The sequence below is a fragment of the Streptomyces sp. URMC 123 genome (assembly GCF_051386515.1).
In the GTDB taxonomy this organism is placed as follows: Bacteria; Actinomycetota; Actinomycetes; order Streptomycetales; family Streptomycetaceae; genus Streptomyces.
In genome coordinates, this window is record NZ_JBPQTV010000189.1 from 1 (window position 1) to 12,296 (window position 12,296).

8 protein-coding genes and 1 pseudogene are annotated in these 12,296 nt (G+C 74.6%); 5 read left to right on the plus strand and 4 right to left on the minus strand.

Features of this window, described 5'->3' with window-relative positions:
- Positions 1-32 precede the first annotated feature (32 nt).
- Positions 33-845 carry an SDR family NAD(P)-dependent oxidoreductase gene (locus tag ACSNOD_RS20640; RefSeq protein WP_436768471.1) on the minus strand — a complete coding sequence of 271 codons (813 nt, stop codon included), beginning with the start codon at positions 843-845 and terminating at the stop codon, positions 33-35.
- Positions 846-1,118: 273 nt separating this feature from the next.
- On the opposite strand from ACSNOD_RS20640, the gene ACSNOD_RS20645 reads away from it, so the two are divergent.
- The 3 genes from ACSNOD_RS20645 (at position 1,119) to ACSNOD_RS20655 (ending at position 6,283) form a co-directional block, all read left to right on the plus strand.
- Entirely contained in the window at positions 1,119-2,180 is a 1,062-nt protein-coding gene (locus ACSNOD_RS20645) for an NAD(P)/FAD-dependent oxidoreductase (RefSeq protein WP_436768472.1), read from the plus strand.
- Positions 2,181-2,365: 185 nt separating this feature from the next.
- Positions 2,366-5,401, plus strand: a complete 3,036-nt coding sequence (locus ACSNOD_RS20650) for a BTAD domain-containing putative transcriptional regulator (protein ID WP_436768473.1) — start codon at positions 2,366-2,368, stop codon at positions 5,399-5,401.
- A 696-nt stretch (positions 5,402-6,097) separates the two neighbouring features.
- Complete coding sequence (locus ACSNOD_RS20655) at positions 6,098-6,283, plus strand: hypothetical protein (protein ID WP_436768474.1); 186 nt, start codon at positions 6,098-6,100, stop codon at positions 6,281-6,283.
- Between the two features lie 94 nt (positions 6,284-6,377).
- Here ACSNOD_RS20655 and ACSNOD_RS20660 read toward each other — a convergent pair whose 3' ends face one another.
- Complete coding sequence (locus ACSNOD_RS20660; protein WP_436768475.1) at positions 6,378-6,962, minus strand: hypothetical protein; 585 nt, start codon at positions 6,960-6,962, stop codon at positions 6,378-6,380.
- Between the two features lie 154 nt (positions 6,963-7,116).
- On the minus strand, positions 7,117-8,361 hold the full coding sequence (locus tag ACSNOD_RS20665; RefSeq protein WP_436768476.1) for a DNA glycosylase AlkZ-like family protein: 1,245 nt from the start codon (positions 8,359-8,361) through the stop codon (positions 7,117-7,119).
- A gap of 429 nt (positions 8,362-8,790) precedes the next feature.
- Here ACSNOD_RS20665 and ACSNOD_RS20670 point away from each other — a divergent pair, with 429 nt between their 5' ends.
- Entirely contained in the window at positions 8,791-9,426 is a 636-nt protein-coding gene (locus ACSNOD_RS20670; protein WP_436768477.1) for a LysE family transporter, read from the plus strand.
- A 215-nt stretch (positions 9,427-9,641) separates the two neighbouring features.
- Positions 9,642-10,295, plus strand: coding sequence for a DUF6875 domain-containing protein (locus tag ACSNOD_RS20675; RefSeq protein ID WP_436768478.1), 654 nt, complete (start codon positions 9,642-9,644; stop codon positions 10,293-10,295).
- A gap of 145 nt (positions 10,296-10,440) precedes the next feature.
- Here the strand turns inward: ACSNOD_RS20675 and ACSNOD_RS20680 are convergent.
- Positions 10,441-11,802 (minus strand): annotated as a pseudogene (locus ACSNOD_RS20680) (outer membrane protein assembly factor BamB family protein); the annotation flags it as partial.
- Between the last annotated feature and the right edge of the window lie 494 nt (positions 11,803-12,296).

A 12,296-nucleotide genomic window follows, 5' to 3' on the forward strand; every position in this document is an offset into this window, starting at 1 on the left:
CCCCGGTTCCCTCCCACCGGGGGCAGCGCCGGTCAGGAGGAGGCCCCTCCGGGCGAGGGCGGGTTGGTCACGCCTGCCGCCTCCGGGGTGAGTCTCGCCCCGGCCGTCCAGCCGCCGTCGATCACGAACGGCTGGCCGGTGATGTAGGAGGAGTCGTCGGAGGTGAGGAAGAGCGCCAGCGCGGCCACCTCGCTCGCCCGCCCTATCCGCCCGAGCGGGACCAGCGTGCGGTAGAAGCCGTCCAGGTCAGCCAGGGGGGCGCCGCCCGGGTTGGCCATCGGGGTGTCGATGCCGCCGGGGCAGACCGCGTTGACCCGGATGCCCCGGGGCGCGAGTTCCACCGCGGCCGCCCGGGTCATGCCGATCACGGCCGCCTTGGTGGCGGTGTAGGAGATCAGATGGGGCAGACCGAGCAGCCCCGCCAGGGAGGCGATGTTGACGATGGTGCCGCCGCCGGCCGCCGCGAGCTCGGGTGCGACCGCCCGCATGCCCAGGAAGGTGCCGGTCTGGTTGACCCGGACCACCTGCTCGAAGTCCTCCAGGGAGGTGTCGGCCAGCTCGCCGAAGCGGGCGATGCCCGCGTTGTTCACCAGGCCGTGCACCGCGCCGAAGGTCTCCTTGGCGTCCCTGATCACGGCGGCCCAGTCCTCCTCGCTGCCCACGTCCAGCCGGAGGTAGCGGGCGCGGTCCTCGCCGATGTCCTTGGCCACCGATTCGCCCAGGTCGTCCAGCACATCGGTGAGCACCACCCGCGCGCCCTCCGCGGCGAACAGCCGGGCCTCCTGCTCGCCCTGGCCGCGCGCCGCGCCGGTGACGATGACGACCCGCCCGTCGAGTTTGCCCATGTCCCGACCGCCCCCTCGCTTCGCTGGAAAGGCTTCGACGCCCACCGCGGTGCCCACCACGGCGAACCCGGTCATCCTCGTATCTGACGCCCCATCAGACAAGGGCGCCTCGCGCCGCACAAGGCCGCCCCACGCCCCGAAGGTACGTTTCCCGCCACGGCGCGCATCCTCGGCCAAACCGGGACGGTCGACGCAGGCGAACGCCGCCCGTGGCCCTAGCATGACCGTCGGTCACGCGATCCCCTACGCCGAACCCCCTCCAGGAGGGCCTCGATGGACAGCGTCGCGCACCCGACCCCGTACGACACGGTGATCGTCGGCGGCGGCCCGGCCGGCCTCACGGCGGCCCTGGCCCTCACCCGCTATCGACAGCGCACCCTGGTCGTGGAGTCCCCGGCCCCACCCCGTAACGACGCCTCCCTCGGCACCCATGGGGTGATCGGCCTGGAGGGCGCCTCCCCGGCCGAGGTACGGGCGCGGGCCTGGCAGGAGCTGGACGGCTACGGGCTCGCGGACCGCCGCGACGCCACCGTCGAGGACGTGGTCGCGCTGCCGGACGGCGGCTTCGAGGTGCGCCTCGACGACGGCTCGGCCGCCTCCGGCCGGGCCGTGCTGCTGGCCACCGGCGTCCGCGACGTCCACCCGGAGCACGTGGCCGGCTTCGCCGAGTGCTACGGGCGTACGGTGATCCACTGCCCGTTCTGCGTCGGCTGGGAGAACACCGGCCGCACCTGGGGGCTGGTCACCCGCCGGCCCGCGTACGCCGCCCTCGCCGCCACCGCCTTCCGCGCCTGGTCGGACGACGTCATCGCGATCGCGCCCCCGGGCATGGAGCGGGCCGAGGAGACCCGCGCCGCCCTGCGCCGTCAGGGCAGCGACCTCGTCCTGGCCGACATCACCCGCCTCCACCACGAGAAGGGGGAACTGCACGCCGTCGAATGCGCCGACGGCACCCGGATTCCCCGGCAGACCCTGCTGTGGGACCTCCCCCAGGAACAGGTGCCGCTGGTGACCCGGCTCCACCGCACCCTGGGACTGGCCCTGGACGACGCCGGCTATGTCGCCGTCGACAAGGGGCGGGCCACCAGCGTCCGGGGCCTGTACGCGGCCGGGGACCTCACCAGCCGCTGGGAGCAGGGCGCGGCCGTGGCCGCGGCGGCCGGCGCGGTGGCGGCCGACACGATCCACTTCGCGGCGACGACGGCCATGGCCACGGCGACAGCCACGACCGCGACCACTGGCACGACGACGACCGCGGCCCCAGTGGCAACCCCAGCGGCAGCCACAGAGACAGCCCCAGCGACCGTCATCGCCCGGCAGGGCATACCGGGTTGACACGTCTGCCGCTAAGGTGTGCCCACGAGGCCCCCGCCCTCCTGACCTTTCATCAGAAATCTCCGCGAACGTCCCCGCCGACCGTGGGGACACCGGTGGCGAGAGGCCGCTGTCCCTACTGACGCCGCCCTCGCCGACAAGGCAAACTGGCCTGTGCGACAGGACTCTGACAGCAGGGGGCAGCGATGAACGGTGGCAGCGGCTCGCGAGGCCGCCCCGCGACGCGGGCACCTCAGACGCCGGCCGACCAGGGGCGGGAGCGAGAGCTGCGGCCGTGGCCGGGCACCGAGCACAGCACCGACGAGGGCCCGGGCGGCCCTCACCTGCGCTTCACGGTCCTCGGACCCGTACGCGCCTGGCGCGGCGACCAGCCGCTGCCCACCGGCTCCCCGCAGCAACGGGCTCTGCTCGCCGCCCTGTTGCTGCGCGGGGGCCGCACCGCGACCGCCGACGAACTCATCGACGCCCTGTGGGGGCAGGAACCCCCGCCGCGCGCCCTCGCCACGCTGCGCACCTACGCCTCCCGTCTCCGCAGGGCCTTCGGCCGCGACGCCGACGCGCTGGTCACCGAGGCCGGCGGGTACGCCGTGCACACCGGCGAGGGGGGCCTCGACCTGACGGCCGCCGAGCAGCTGGTGGCGGACGCGGAGAAGGCCCGGAGCGGCGGCGACCGGACCCGCGCCCGCGAGCTGGTGCGCAGCGCCCTGGCGCTCTGGGACGGTGAGCCGCTGGCCGGTATCCCCGGCCCGTACGCCGAGACGCAGCGCGCGCGCCTGGAGGAGTGGCGGCTCCAGCTCATCGAGACAAAGCTTGACATGGACCTGGAAGCCGGGCGGCACGCGGAAGCCGTCTCGGAGCTCACGGCGCTCACCGCCGCGCACCCGCTGCGCGAACGGCTCCGTGGTCTGCTGATGCTCGCCCTCTACCGCAGCGGACGGCAGGCCGAGGCGCTCGCCGTCTACGCCGACACCCGCCGCCTGCTCGACGACGAACTCGGCGTCGACCCCTGCGCCGAGCTGGCCGAGCTCCACCAGGGCATACTCCAGGGCGACGCCGCCCTGGCCGTGCCCGCCCTGTCCGCGGCCGAGTGCGGCGGCGCCCGGCAGACGATCGTCCGCCCCGCCCAGCTGCCCGCCACGGTCCCGGACTTCACCGGCCGCGCCGCGTTCGTGCACGAGCTGAGCGACCAGCTCGCCACGTCCGAGGGGCGGGTGATGGCCGTGTCCGCCGTCGCCGGGATCGGCGGCGTCGGCAAGACCACGCTCGCCGTGCACGTCGCCCACGCGGCCCGCGCCCACTTCCCCGACGGCCAGCTGTATGTGGACCTCCAGGGCGCGGGCGCCCGCGCCGCCGACCCCGAGGCGGTCCTCGGCGCGTTCCTGCGCGCCCTGGGCACCCCGGACTCCGCCATCCCCGACTCCATGGCCGAGCGCGCCGCGCTCTACCGCTCGCTGCTCGACGGCCGTCGGCTGCTGGTCCTCCTCGACAACGCCCGGGACGCCGCGCAGGTGCGGCCGCTGCTGCCGGGTACGGAGGGCTGCGCCGCGCTGGTGACCAGCCGCATCCGCATGGTGGATCTGGCGGGCGCGCACCTGGTGGACCTCGATGTGATGAGCCCCGAGGAGGCGCTCCAGCTCTTCACCAAGATCGTGGGGGCGGAGCGGGTGGCGAGCGAGCGGGAGGCGGCGCTCGATGTCGTCGGCGCCTGCGGGTTCCTGCCGCTGGCCATCCGGATCGCCGCGTCCCGGCTGGCGGCGCGCCGTACGTGGACGGTGTCGGTGCTGGCCGCGAAGCTCGCCGACGAGCGGCGCCGGCTCGACGAGCTCCAGGCGGGTGACCTCGCCGTGCGCGCGACGTTCGAACTCGGTTACGCCCAGCTGGAACCGGCCCAGGCCCGCGCCTTCCGGCTGCTGGGGCTCGCCGACGGCCCCGACATCTCCCTCGCGGCGGCCGCGGCGATGCTGGACCTGGACCCGTACGACGCGGAGGAGTTGCTGGAGTCCCTGGTGGACGCCTCGCTCCTGGAGTCCGCCGCGCCGGGGCGCTACCGGTACCACGACCTCGTACGGCTCTACGCGCGTGCGTGCGCGGAGCGGGACGAGCAGCCGCCGTCCGAGCGGGAGGCGGCGATGTCGCGCCTGCTCGACTTCTACCTGGCCTCGGCGGCGGCGGTCATCGCCGTGGAGCGGCCGGGCGACCGGCTGCTGGATCACTTCGCGACCACCGGGCGCCCGGGGCTGACCTTCGGCTGTCAGCGGGAGGCGCTGGAGTGGCTGTTCCTGGAGGCCCGTTGCCTGCTGGCATGTGCGCATCGGTCGACGGACCCGGCGTTCCTGCGGCGCGGGGTGGATCTGTTGATGGCCGCCAAGGACTTGGCGGAGTCGGGTGCGGACTCGCGGCAGTACGAGGAGGCGACCAAGGCTCTGGCCCAGGCTGCACGGGAGGCGGGAGACGCCCAGGCGGAGGCGCGGGCTCACGCGGCGCTGACCAATGTGTACAGCCTCGCGGGCAACTTCGATGCCGCCGACCAGGAGGCCCAGGCGGCGCTGACGCTGGGCATTGTCGCCGGGGACCCGCTGGCCACGGGTTACGCCTACAACGACCGCGGCATCATCGCGATCTATCGGGACCGGCATGAGGAGGCCGCGCACTATCTCACCAAGGCGCTCGAGACCTTTCGCGCGGACGGCAATCAGATATCCGAGGCGAGTGCCCTGGGCAACCTCGCCCGCACGCGCATACAGGCCGGGCGCATTGCGAGCGCGGTGACTCTGGCCGAGCAAGGGCTCGACATCTATCAGCGCCTCGACGTCAAGATGCGCCTGGGAAACGGCCATTACGTGCTGGGGTTGGCCCTGACTCAAGCCGGCCGCCTGGAGGCCGCCCTTCACCACCTCACCGAGGCGCTCACGGTCTTCCGGGCCAGCCGCCAGCGGCTGTGGGAGGGCATGACCCACTTCCGTATCGCCGAACTGCACCTGATCGACAACAAACCGGCCCTCGCCGCGGAGCAGGCCGAACAGGCCCTGTCCGTCAGGAGCATCGGCGGGGACTGGAGGAGGGCCAACATCCTGACCGTCCTGGGGCGGGCGCTGCACAGCATCGGGCACAAGGATCGGGCCCGCGTCTGCTGGCAGGAGGCGCTCGCCATCCATGAGCGGCTGGACTCCCCCGAGGTCTCCGAGGTGCGCCGACTGCTGGCGCCGGCGGCTGTCGCATGACCGCCGACTGACACACAGAACGCATTACCACAGCTCGCAGGGGTGCCCATGGCACCCCTGCGGTGTGTTGTCGTGGGCGTTTATCGATCGTTCATCGCCCCGGTGCACTCTTATGAGTGCCGATCCGCCGCGTCGGGGGGCAGACGGATCGGCAATTGCCCCCACCACTAAGGTGAGCGGCTTTGGTACGTCCGCCCGGCGACCCACGGGGGAGTCGCCGGTCGGGCGTATCGACCGACCGTAAAGAAACAGGAGTGATCCCCAATGGGTGCAGAGAACACGCCGAAGGGCGGTACGTCCAGCGAAGGAACTCCGCTGGACAACCACGCGACGGGGGGCGGCGTCAGGGTGGTACCCCAGGACAATCACGCCACTGGCGGGGGAGCCAATGGCGGGGGTGCCACTGTGCCCAAGGCTCCCGTTGTTCCGTCGGCTCAGTCCGTGTCGACAGCTCCCGTGGTTCCTGCCGTGCTCATGCAGGACAACCACGCTACGGACGAAGGGGGCAAGTAAGTAGCCCCTGACGGGGGGAAGGCCGCGGCGGCGCGGAGGGGGAGCCGCCGCGGTCCCGTCATGTTCACCGGTGCGGTCCTACGCCACCCTGAACAACTTCGACCATCGATCCCAGCGCGTGCGCACACAGCGCCCTCAAGTTCGGTACCAGAGCGGCACCGTTACCCCCGTAAAGGAGTGGCAATGACCCACCCGAAGAGAATCCTCGTCACCTTCGCCATCGCGGCGGCGATAGCTGGCGGAGCCGCCGCTCCGGCCATGGCCGACAACCACACGACCCTCGCCCATGCGGCGAGCACCCAGGACGGTCACACCGCACAGGCCGGCCTTCCCGATGTCTCCGGCCCGGCGGAGCGCTCCGCTCAGTGACCGATCGGGAAAGACGCGGCCCGGCAGGGGTTCCTGCCGGGCCGTCGCCGTACGAGCGCGGCCGCTCGGCGGATCGGTTCGCGCGGAACGCGGATCAGTTCGCGCGGAACTTCGTCGCCCGGTCCACCTTGCACGTGTAATACACGCTCTTGCCGCTGCTGTTGGTGTAGAACGAGTCCGCCGTGACGGTCTGGCTCTGGCCCGGGGCGACCGTGACCGACTTGAAGTCGGAGCCCATCAGCCGGCCGGTGCCGGAGCCGCCCTCGGTCCACTTGGTGGTGATGGAGTAGCTGAACGACTGGTTGGACGAGGAGTTGGTGACCGTCAGGTCGTACTTGAGCTTCCGCTCGCCCTGGTCGTAGCGGCAGTTCGCGCCGCGCACCTCGCCGAGGGCGTTGGGGTCGTACGTGGACGGGCGCGACGGCGCCGGCATGTTGATGCCGCCGCTGGAGGAGCTCGACGAGCTGCCGGCGGAGGAGTCGCCGGTGGTGCTGCCGCCGCCGGAGGAGAAGCCGCCGGTCGAGCCCGAACCGCCCGAGGAGGAGCTGGAGCCGGAGCCCCCGGAGCCGGACGGGCTGTCGTCGCAACCGCCGCCGCCCGACCGGCGGGCACCGGTGAGCGCGACGACGACCAGTGCGGCCACGGCAACGGCGCGGACATGACGGCTACGGCTACGCATGGAACAACCCCCGTTGAACAGTAAGATTCGCGCCAAGATCGGACTCTTGACGGGCGCACGACAGGCTAGCCCGTGGCTCGCCCGCCCCCAAATCTGCTGATCAACGGTGTCGCGTCGGCCCGTCCGCGCGACACGTCCGCGCCGTGGGTCCCCGTCAGCGCTGACGCAGCGCCGCCACCCGCGGTTCCCGGCTCTTGGGCGAATCGAGCGAGTAGCTGCGCGCGTCCCCCAACTGCTCGCGTACGAACGCGGCGGTGGCCGCGATCGCATGGCCCAGCGCGGCGTCCTCCCGGCCGAAGGCGTGCCAGACGATCCCGCGGTCCACCGTGTCGTACTCCCACAGGCCCACCAGCCGGCCGCGGTCCAGGATCAGATGGGTGGGCGGGTCGGCGAGCGCGCCCAGCGGACGGCCCTGGAGGTCACCGGGCGCGGGGCGCTCCGCGACACCCGGGTCCATCAGCCGGGGGAAGTCGCGGTGCAGCAGATGAATGCCGTCGACGCCCGCGACCAGGGCGTACACCGGCCCCCGCGGTGGCTCGAAGTTTTCGTACACCTCGACGAGGTCGGCGGGCAGCAGCAGCTCCGCGCCGGCACCATCACCGCCGGCTCCTTCACCGCCGACGGCGCCGTCACCGACGCCACCGTCACCGCCCACCGGGCGCAGGTCCAGCTCCGCGAGCGCGGCCCGCGCCGCCGCCACGGTCAGCCCGGAGAACCAGCGGAAGTGCTGGAGGGAGGCGGGCGCGGCCCAGTCGAAGTAGCGCCGGGCCAGCTCGACGCGCGCCTGTTCGTCGCTGTACGCGCCGAGGTCCAGGCCCCAGCGCACGTACCCGTAACGCTGTTGGTCCAGGCGGCCGTTGGCCGGCACGCGGCGAATCGCTCCGCGCACCTGGAGCAGGCCGAGGGCGAGCGTGAGGGTGGTCGCCGTCCCCCGCTTGCGGCCGGCCTCGCCCAGATCGCGGACCGCGCCGCCGGTCGCTGCCCGGAGCGCGGCGGGGTCGAGCGGCCCCTCGGCCGCGTCCAGCGCCTCCAGCACCGCGGCGCAGACCTCGTCGACCTCGGTCTCGCCGACGCCCAGGTGCTTGCGGGCCGCGGCGATCTCCGTCTCCGGGGCGGCCGCCGCCACCCGCAGGCCGAGGGCGAAGTCCCGGGCCGGCAGCACATAGGCGCAGCCCCGCGCGGAGGGCAGCTCGTGGATCTCCAGCGCGGCGACGGCCGCGTCGACGGTCTCCCGCGCCAGCTGGGCCCGGGCGAACAGCCCCAGATACGGACCGCAGCCGCCGACGGAGCGGGCCCAGCCGGTGCGGGCCAGCACCTCGGCCGGGGTCGCCCCGCGCAGACTGCCGTCCAGTCCCTGGCGGTGGTACCACCAGGCACGGAGCCTGCTGAGGTCCCTCATGGACACCAGTGTCCCTCGCCCGGCGCGAGCGCGCCTCGCGTGGCGGGCCGGGCGGGCGCGGCGTAGCGTCGGCGACGGGGGCGACAACGGCGGCCGCCGTCCACAACCCCTTCCGTTGACCGGTGCGACGGCCGTCTTGGCGAGCCCCCCGGCAGCCGCCCGCGAGCGGGGAGCGCCGCCGCCCGGGTGATCGGCGGACCGGGCCGGTACGGGTCCCCCGGCCGCGTACGGAACGTGCCGGGCGCGTACGAGGACCCCGCGCCGGCGTGCCCCCCACCACCGCGCGACCCCCGTCGAGCAACCTTCCGCCCAAGGGCGCGGTTTACCCCTAAGGCGGGTGAAAGCGGGCGAAGGCCACCGCCGTGTGAACCGGACGAGCGGGACGGGCAGGACGAGCGAGACGAGCAGGACGAGCGGGAGGGGAACGGCATGCGCGAGCTGGCTCTGGGAGTGGCGCTGGGCTTCAGCGCGGGGATCAGCCCCGGACCCCTGATGGCGCTGGTCCTCACCGGAACCCTGCGCGGCGGCCTCGGCACGGGCCTGCGGGTCGCGGCGGTCCCCCTGCTCACCGACCTCCCCGTGATCGTGCTGGCCGTGACCGTGCTGGCCATGCTGCCGGACCCGGTGATCTCCGGGGGCGGCGTCGTCGGCGGGCTGTTCCTGCTCTGGCTGGGCGTGACCACCCTGCGGGACGCGAGGACCGCCGAGCTGCCCGCCCCGGACGCGGCCGCGGCCCGGCCACAGGCCCGGCGCACCCTCTGGCAGGGCGTGCTCGCCAACATCCTCAGCCCCCACCCGTGGCTGTTCTGGCTGACCACGGGCGCTCCCCTCCTCGTCGCCGCCTGGCGCCACGGCTCGCTGCCGGCCGGCTCCTTCCTCTTCGGCTTCTACGCGCTGCTGGTCGGCAGCAAGGCGCTGTTGGCGCTGGTCGTCGCGCGTGCCCGGCACCGCATCGGCGTACGGGGCTTCCGGGCGCTGCTGGCCGCGGCGGGCGCCCTGCTGCTGGCGGCCTCCGCGCTGCTGCTCACGGAGTTCGGGTCCGCGCTGGTGACGGCGGTCGTCTGACCGCCTGGCCTCCGGACCGCCGTCGCCTGACTCCGGACCGCCCGCCGTCGCCCGACCGTCGGCCGCCCCGGCCCCGACGTACGCCCCCTCATCCCGACGTATGACGATGTAGCGCGTAAAGACACCAAATTACCCGAACCACCCAACTCCCCCGGCCCTCCGCGGCGTTTACCCCAGTGCACGTCCACAGGTGGCACGTCTGGGGGGAACAGGCCATGCGCGAGGCACTGCGCGAGACGACCGCGATCCGGCTCCACGACCAGCGGGAGGCGGCGGGACACGCGCTGCTCGGCCCGGTGCACGACTGGGTGGCGCGCCACATCGCCCGCCCCCACCCCGACCTGGGCCGCAAGGGGGCGGTCTGCCCCTTCGTGCCGCCGGCCCTGCGGCTCGACCTCGTCCGGTTCGCCCTGGCGGAGCCCGCCGTGCGCGACGAGGACGACCTGTACGCGGCGGCCCTGGCGCTCAAGGAGCACTGGTCGGCCATGGAGCCGGTCTCGGGGCGGCACGCCGCCGACAGGACGATCGTCCTGGTGCTGCCGGGCGTGCCGACGCGGACCCTCATCCGGGTGCACGACCGGGCGAAGCCGCTCTACGTGGCCGCCGGGATGATGCTCGGCGAGTTCTTCCCCGGCCACCCCGGGCCCGGACTGCGCAACCCGGCGTTCCGGCCCCTGCACAGCGACGTGCCCCTGCTGGTGGCGCGCGCCATGGTCCCCAACGACCTGCCGTTCCTCGCCGAGGAGAAGTACCCGCCGGCCCTGCGGGCGGAGTTCCTCGCGGCGTTCCTGCGGCACCAGCCGGCGGCCGCCGCGGCCACCCGGGAGCGGGCGGAACGGGAACTCGCCCGCGCCCTGGCGGGCCACTGAGAGCCGGGCCCGACGCCGTACGCACCGGCCGCACGGCCCGACGCCGTAAGATCACCGGCCGGCCGAACCCGACGCCGTACGCCCACACGCCGGCCCGCGCCCCGGCGCCGTACGACACCCCACGCGGCCGGCCCGCCCCGCCCGCTCAGCGGCGGGCCAGCCCCGTTCCCTTCAGCGCGTCCAGCGCGTACACACAGCGGTCCTTGCTGCACGCGTACACCACACCGCCTGCCACCACCGGCGAGCCCGTGATCTCCCCGCCCGTGGCGAGCTTCCAGCGGAGCTGGCCGCCCCCCGCGTCCAGGGTGTAGAGGCAGTGGTCGGCGGAGCCGAAGTGGACCCGGCCGTCGGCGATCACGGGCGAGCCGATCACCTCGCCCTTGGCCGCGAAGCGCCACTTGGGCGTGCCGGTGACCGCGTCCAGGGTGTACAGCGCGCTGCCGCTGCCGACGTGGACGGCGCCGGCCTCGACGAGCACGGGCTCGATCGACTGGCGGGACTCGGTGGCGATGCGCCAGCGATCCCGGCCGTCGGCGGCGTCCAGGGCGTAGACCGTGCCGAGGTAGTCGGCGATGTACACCCCGCCGCCGGTGACGGCCGGCCCCGGGGCGTACGCGGGGGCGCTCAGGAAGACGGCGGGCGCCTCGAAGCGCCACCGCACCTCGCCGCGCGCCACATCGATGGCCAGCACACGCGTGCCGGCGGAGACGTACACCGCGCCGTCGGGGGCGTGCAGCAGCCGGATCGGCACACCGCCGCAGGAGGCCGCGTCCCCGACGGGGTACGACCAGCGCTCCTGGCCGGTGCGGGCCTCCAGGGCGCGCAGCCGGCCGTCGGACCAGACGAAGACCGTGCCGTCGTGGACGACCGGGCCCGACTCGGGGGTCTCGAAGTCGGCCTGCGCGCCGGCGAGTTCCCACAGCTTCTCGCCGCTGGCGGCCTCCCACGCCTGGACGCCGCCGCCCCGGGTGCCGGTGACGACGGTGCCCCGGTCGGCCTTGAGGGAGTAGACCCAGCCGTCGGTGCCGAGCCGCCAGCGCTCGCTGCCGTCGGCGGCGTCGAGCGCGTAGAGGGTGGGGCCGTCGGAGGCGTGGATGCGGCCGTCGGCGACGGCCATGGCCCAGGCCACGTCGCGGGTCTTGAACTGCCGCCGCCCGGTGGTGACATCGAGGGCGTGCACCTCGAAGGAGGTGACGTAGAGCAGCTCCCCGGCGACCACCGGGGTGCCCCATACGTCGTTGGACATCCGGAACCGCCAGGGGCGCCAGTGGCCGGGCGCGGCGCCGGCGCCGGGCGCTCCGGTGCGCGCGGCGGCCGGGTCGCCGGCCCGGCGGGGTTCGGCGACGACGGCCGCTCCCCCGGCTCCGCCCACGCCCCCGGCCGGTCCGCCCGGCCCACGCGATCCGGCTGGTGCGCCTGATCCGACCGGTCCACCTGATCCGACGGGTCCCGCTGATCCGACCGGTCCGGCGCCCGCGTTGGCGCTGACGGCGCCGGGCCCGGGGCCGAGCCCCGCCACGGCCGCCGCCGCGCCGTCCAGAACGGGCGGCGGCAGCGGCGCGCCCGCACCGCCGACGCCACCAGCACCGCCTGCACCGCCTGCACCGCCTGCACCGGCGGCGCCACCCGCACCACCCGCGCCGCCCGTCATCGGCTGCGGAATCGGGCCCGCGCCCGGCCCGCCCGGCACCGGGCGCCCGCCCGGGGCGAGCCCGCCGCCCGCGCCGGTGAGCCCGCCGGGGGGCCGCACCCATCCGGTGGTGGCCCCGTTACCGCCCCTGACCTGCTGATCCCGCGCCTCGCCGGCCCGCGGCCCGGGCCCTATGGGCACCTGCGAGCCGGGCAGCCGCACGGGCGGCCCCTCGGGCGGCGACGGCGCGGCCGCGCGCACGCCCCCGCGGGGGTCGGCGCCGGCCCCGACCGGGTCCCAGCCGGTGCCCGCCGCGGGACCGGCGGGCGGCGGCGCCGCACCGGGCTGGTACGGGGGCGGGGGCGGCATCT

Coding starts and splice junctions, on each gene's coding strand:
- ACSNOD_RS20640 (WP_436768471.1), bottom strand. CDS start 845: ATGGGCAAACTCGACGGGCGGGTCGTCATCGTCACCGGCGCGGCGCGC.
- ACSNOD_RS20645 (WP_436768472.1), top strand. CDS start 1,119: ATGGACAGCGTCGCGCACCCGACCCCGTACGACACGGTGATCGTCGGC.
- ACSNOD_RS20650 (WP_436768473.1), top strand. CDS start 2,366: ATGAACGGTGGCAGCGGCTCGCGAGGCCGCCCCGCGACGCGGGCACCT.
- ACSNOD_RS20655 (WP_436768474.1), top strand. CDS start 6,098: ATGACCCACCCGAAGAGAATCCTCGTCACCTTCGCCATCGCGGCGGCG.
- ACSNOD_RS20660 (WP_436768475.1), bottom strand. CDS start 6,962: ATGCGTAGCCGTAGCCGTCATGTCCGCGCCGTTGCCGTGGCCGCACTG.
- ACSNOD_RS20665 (WP_436768476.1), bottom strand. CDS start 8,361: ATGAGGGACCTCAGCAGGCTCCGTGCCTGGTGGTACCACCGCCAGGGA.
- ACSNOD_RS20670 (WP_436768477.1), top strand. CDS start 8,791: ATGCGCGAGCTGGCTCTGGGAGTGGCGCTGGGCTTCAGCGCGGGGATC.
- ACSNOD_RS20675 (WP_436768478.1), top strand. CDS start 9,642: ATGCGCGAGGCACTGCGCGAGACGACCGCGATCCGGCTCCACGACCAG.